This window comes from Poseidonibacter ostreae (genome assembly GCF_009208075.1).
Taxonomy (GTDB): Bacteria; Campylobacterota; Campylobacteria; order Campylobacterales; family Arcobacteraceae; genus Poseidonibacter; species Poseidonibacter ostreae.
In genome coordinates, this window is sequence record NZ_WFKJ01000076.1 from 1 (window position 1) to 4,851 (window position 4,851).

The window sequence follows — 4,851 nt, forward strand, 5'->3', positions numbered from 1 at the left end:
GGTTGTAAGCTTTGATTCCAATGGTCTAGCTAATAGTGGTGGTAATATTTATACAGTCACTCTTACAGGAGTTAAAAATGCAACGTTATCGGATGTATTTAGTTATAAAACTTTATCAACAACGATTTCTTGGGATAATATGGGGTCAGATAATATTGTTTCAAAAGCTGAAAAGGCATCATACAGTTTATCTGGAACAGTATCAAATCCTGCTAACCTGTCAGGATTACAAATAAGCTCTATTGTTTTCACCTCTCTTGATGGTACACAAATCACAGTAAGTAGCAACTTGCCAGTTATTGATACCAATACAGGAGCGTGGAGTTTGAGCCATTCAAACATGCCAAGTTTAGCAGATGGGAAATATACTGTTACTGTTAACTTCAGTGCAAATGGCGGTTATACCAAATCTGTAACTCATGCAAAAGCAGTAGTCATAGATACGGTTGAACCAACATTGAGTGAAGCAGAAGCAGATGGTAATACCATTACTTTAACTATGGATGAATATTTGAATGAATCCAGTATTCCAACTGCAAGTGACTTTACTGTTGATGGGAATACTGTAACGGCTGTAGCAGTTGACGGAAATAAAGTGACTTTGACATTGGCTTCAGCGGTTAGTGATACCACAACAGTAAATTATACGGGATCTTCTTTAGAAGATAACAATGGTAATGATGTAGCTACTTTTAATTCTACTATTGGAACATCTGGTGATGATACAATTGTAGGAACATCAGCTAATGAGATTCTTACAGGAGGAGGGGGTCATGATACTTATGACTACAGTTCTACTGATATAGGAAGCTCTGATATTATCACTGACTTTACTTTAGGAGATGCTTCAACTGATAACTCTGATAGACTTGACTTACGTGATTTATTAACAAACTACAGCAGTGGTGACTTATCTGCATGGATTCAAGTAACAGACAGTAATGGTACTGAAGCTGGAGGAGATATAGTTCTTAAAATAGATAAAGACGGTAGTAACTCATTTGATAACCCAGATACTACTATCACACTGAAAGGATTAGGTGGAACAGCTGCTAGTTTAGATGTTGACACATTCTTTGATTCTTATAATATCATGGCCGTCTAACAACTCATCATAAACCAAGAGTGAATAAATCACTCTTGGTAATACTATAAAAAATAATCAAACTAAGATAATCAATAAAATAATAAATTTATTTATAAAATACAAATTATTACCTTTTGATTACTTTGTTATGAAAAAATAACAAGTGTGAAAGGAACAAGGAAATAATATGTTTAAAGTAAATAAAAGATTATTAGTTTGTACTATTTTGTTTGGAACAATGGCTGTAAATGCCATGACAATCAGTGAAGCTGTAAACGCTGCAGTTGAAAAACACCCCTCAATAGAAGTAGCTAAACAAGAAATACTAGTAAATGAACAAAAAATTAAGATTGCGAAATCGGCTTTTTACCCAAAAGTTGATTTGAAAGTAAATTATGGTAATGAAGATAAAAAGTCGAAAGCTAATACTGCAACATCATATACTAAAGAGAATATTGATGGTGGTTATCACGTTGAAGTAGTAGCAACACAAAATATTTTCAATGGTTATGCAGACAGTGCCAATGTGGATAAAAATCAAGCCCTTCATCAATCAAGTGAGTTTAAAAGAATTTCTAGTATTGATAAACTGTCATATGATGTGATTAGAACCTATTTAGAAATTTTACGATTGAGAGAGGTTTTAAAATACGAAGAGAATAGTATAAAAAAGTTTGAAGATTATTATTCATTGGCTACAAAAAAGTCAAATGTTACAGGACAAAAGAGTGAAACATATACAGTAAAGGGTACTTCCGTACAAAGGTACAAAAGTGGCCATACCACTTAAATATAGATTAAAGAGCATCTATCTAAGAGTAGACTAAACAATAAAGGGGCCATATCGCTTATTATAAGCTTAATATAGAATAACTAAAATATATCAGTAGTTCTATTTAATTGTTTTTTATCAAAGTGTGTATAAATTCTAAATGTATTTATATCAGAATGACCAAGTGATTCTTGAACCAAGATAAGATCATGACTATTCTGATAAAGGAGGGTGTCAAAAGTGTGTCTTAACATATGAGCACCATTCTTTTCTTTTCTAAGTCCAACACTTAAAAGTATTTGTTCAACAAGTCTACTGATATATGCCTGAGTTAGTTTTTTTCCTTTCTGATTACAAAAAAGTAAATTATCTTCACAAGATTTTACATCTAACCATGCAGATAAATCATTTTTAATAATTCTCTCTTTTATCATAACAACTCTGGGTTTATTACCTTTACCCCTTACTTGAATAATGTAAGCATCACCATCTTTTACAAAATCTTTTATATTAATATTGATAGCTTCACTGACTCGGATTCCTGTATAAAGTATAGTTTTTATGATAAGTTTGTTTCTGGTACCTAAATTTATATTTTTAAATGGATAGGTATCGATTGCATCTATAAATTTTGTTACTTCATCTTTATTTAAAAAGGAGGGCAGTTTTTGACCACTTTTCCCACTTAATCCACCCCAGTTTTTAAGCTCTATACCATATCTGTAGGTATTACCATTTTCTTCTTCATTTTGTTTATCTATGTATCCGAAAAAACCAAGTATTGATATACGATAGTTTTTTTTCGTTGCATCAGATAAATTTGCAGTTTCACTGGCTAAAAAATCACTTAAAACTTCTTCGTCAATTTCTTTCATGGAAGCAGCACCAAATATCATCATATAATGATATAATTTTTCCAAAGGTAAATAATAAACATGAATACTGTTGATGCCGATATTTCTAACTTCTTTTATTGTTATCTTTAATTGTTCAACGGATTCAAACCCACGAATTAACTCTTGGATAATTTGAGCCAGTCTATCTTTATTGACAACTTGCCTATTTGACAATGATGTTATTTTACTTCTAATAAATCTACTAAGCCAAAACAGATATGTTTTACTAAAACTGTTTTCAAAGTCTAATGGATATCTCATATATTACCTTCAAATTATATTATTAGGGCAGTATATCATAATTTATATTATAGTTTGGAAATCTAGCTTTCCAATACTAATTATATAAATAGTATTGGAAATTTCTCATTTCAATATCTATATTGTTAAATAACTTTTGTACAAGTACTAAATCTCTATTTGGCTAGTACAACTTTCTAACAAACAAATAGACAAGTAACAGACAAAGATAGATTGGCACAAATTATTCAAGAACTGATAAAAGGCTTTGATGATATTAAAGATTTAAAAATTCTTATGAAAGAAGTTAGAAACATAGGTATTGGTGGAGTCCATGTTTATTATTTACCGTTAGAAAAACTATATTATTTTGTAATGCGGTTTGGAGCTGGCTCAATGAAAGAAATTGATGAGGAGTTTTTGAGTGATTTTCTAGCATCCCAAACAGCAAGTTTATCAGATGCGAGTAAAAAAAATCATCGTATTGCCTTACTCGGTTTCTTTGGATATATAGATAAGCAAAATGAAGAAGACAATGGGAATTCCTATAGATATGGCATAGAATTAAAAAACTGGGGTGGACTTGGAGGTAAAGGTGGCACCAAACTACCCTCTTTTCTAAATATGGATGAAGTTAAAAGATTTATCACTGCAATTGATAAATACCCCTATAAAAAAAATAATATAGGGGCTAGAAATCGGTTAATTATAAAAACTATACTTTATACAGGAATAAGAGTAAGCGAGGCCATCAATATAAATATAAAAGATTTTACAAAAGACAATGATGCTTATACTATACAAGTTAGAGGTAAAGGAAATAAACCTCGGGTTGTTATGATAAAAGAAAAAATCATTCTTAATGATTTATCTATATGGCTTGATGAAAGATTGTGCGAAAACAACTTACTTTTTTGTAATCAAAAAGGTAAAAAATTGACACAGGCTTATATAGGTAGACTTGTTGAACAAATATTGCTAAGTGTTGGCATAATTAGGTCATGCAGATATAAATACTTCTAGAATTTATACTCACTTTGATAAAAGTCAGTTAAGTAGAACAACAGATATTTTCTAAAAATAACTTGTTGTATAACAATAATCAAATTTTGGAATCCAAATTTAGAAATTATTAATGACAATAGAATTTATCGTTAGAATGGTACATATTCCATATTTACAGCCATTGCCAAAAAAAGAAGCAGTTTGCCATAAAGATATATCACCAATTCTTAAGCAAATTTTAGAATCCAAATCAAAAAAGAAGATTAGATACTAATCTTATGTGCAAAATATAAAATGAAAGTTAAATATTAACAATGTGCATCAAATACATTAGTTCGTAAAATGGTTGAATTATTTTACTTCATACAATCTTATCATCTGGAGCAGTAATATCCTCCTTTTAATATTAGAATAGGTAATAAAAATAAAATTGATATTCTAATGGTATATATCACATATTTGGAACCTTATTGTATTAGAAAAATAGAGATTTAATACTCGCACAAGAGTCATTGGGTCACGCAGATATAAACATTTCAAGAATTATACTCACTTTGATAAGACTAGCAATATATTCTAAATATTTAAATTAAGTTATATTTAAGTGGTATGGGACTTTTGGTACCTTTATTGACAAGTACCCAAAGAAGAAATCTAACGCCAATCCTTTTAACGCAACTGACGATGAATATTTCACTCAGAGGTATTTCGCCTTAAAACTTCGCAATAATTTTAGTTATTAATGCTTGAGCCGTGTGCGGTGAAAGTCGCACGCACGGTTCTTAGGAGAGAATGTCATCGCGAGATGATGTTCTTATCCGACAATATCATTTGAATCAACTCATGGATTT

General features: G+C 30.6%; 6 protein-coding genes. 4 read left to right on the forward strand and 2 right to left on the reverse strand.

Annotation, left to right across the window (positions count from 1 at the left end; all coding sequences use genetic code 11):
• Nucleotides 1-102: 102 nt before the first annotated feature.
• Nucleotides 103-276, reverse strand: coding sequence for a hypothetical protein (locus GBG18_RS15405; RefSeq protein ID WP_193311170.1), 174 nt, complete (start codon nucleotides 274-276; stop codon nucleotides 103-105).
• A 49-nt stretch (nucleotides 277-325) separates the two neighbouring features.
• On the opposite strand from GBG18_RS15405, the gene GBG18_RS14555 reads away from it, so the two are divergent.
• Both GBG18_RS14555 and GBG18_RS14560 read left to right on the forward strand, forming a co-directional pair.
• Nucleotides 326-1,105: a type I secretion C-terminal target domain-containing protein gene (locus GBG18_RS14555; protein ID WP_193311171.1), complete on the forward strand. Its 780-nt coding sequence runs from the start codon at nucleotides 326-328 to the stop codon at nucleotides 1,103-1,105.
• 220 nt (nucleotides 1,106-1,325) lie between these two features.
• Nucleotides 1,326-1,877, forward strand: coding sequence for a TolC family protein (locus GBG18_RS14560; protein ID WP_193311172.1), 552 nt, complete (start codon nucleotides 1,326-1,328; stop codon nucleotides 1,875-1,877).
• A gap of 83 nt (nucleotides 1,878-1,960) precedes the next feature.
• Here GBG18_RS14560 and GBG18_RS14565 read toward each other — a convergent pair whose 3' ends face one another.
• On the reverse strand, nucleotides 1,961-3,016 hold the full coding sequence (locus tag GBG18_RS14565) for a tyrosine-type recombinase/integrase (protein WP_152192242.1): 1,056 nt from the start codon (nucleotides 3,014-3,016) through the stop codon (nucleotides 1,961-1,963).
• A gap of 213 nt (nucleotides 3,017-3,229) precedes the next feature.
• Here GBG18_RS14565 and GBG18_RS14570 point away from each other — a divergent pair, with 213 nt between their 5' ends.
• Nucleotides 3,230-4,018 (forward strand): tyrosine-type recombinase/integrase, encoded by a 789-nt coding sequence (locus GBG18_RS14570; RefSeq protein ID WP_226896504.1) that lies wholly within the window; start codon nucleotides 3,230-3,232, stop codon nucleotides 4,016-4,018.
• A gap of 112 nt (nucleotides 4,019-4,130) precedes the next feature.
• Nucleotides 4,131-4,274 (forward strand): hypothetical protein, encoded by a 144-nt coding sequence (locus GBG18_RS15410; protein WP_193311173.1) that lies wholly within the window; start codon nucleotides 4,131-4,133, stop codon nucleotides 4,272-4,274.
• Nucleotides 4,275-4,851 lie beyond the last annotated feature (577 nt).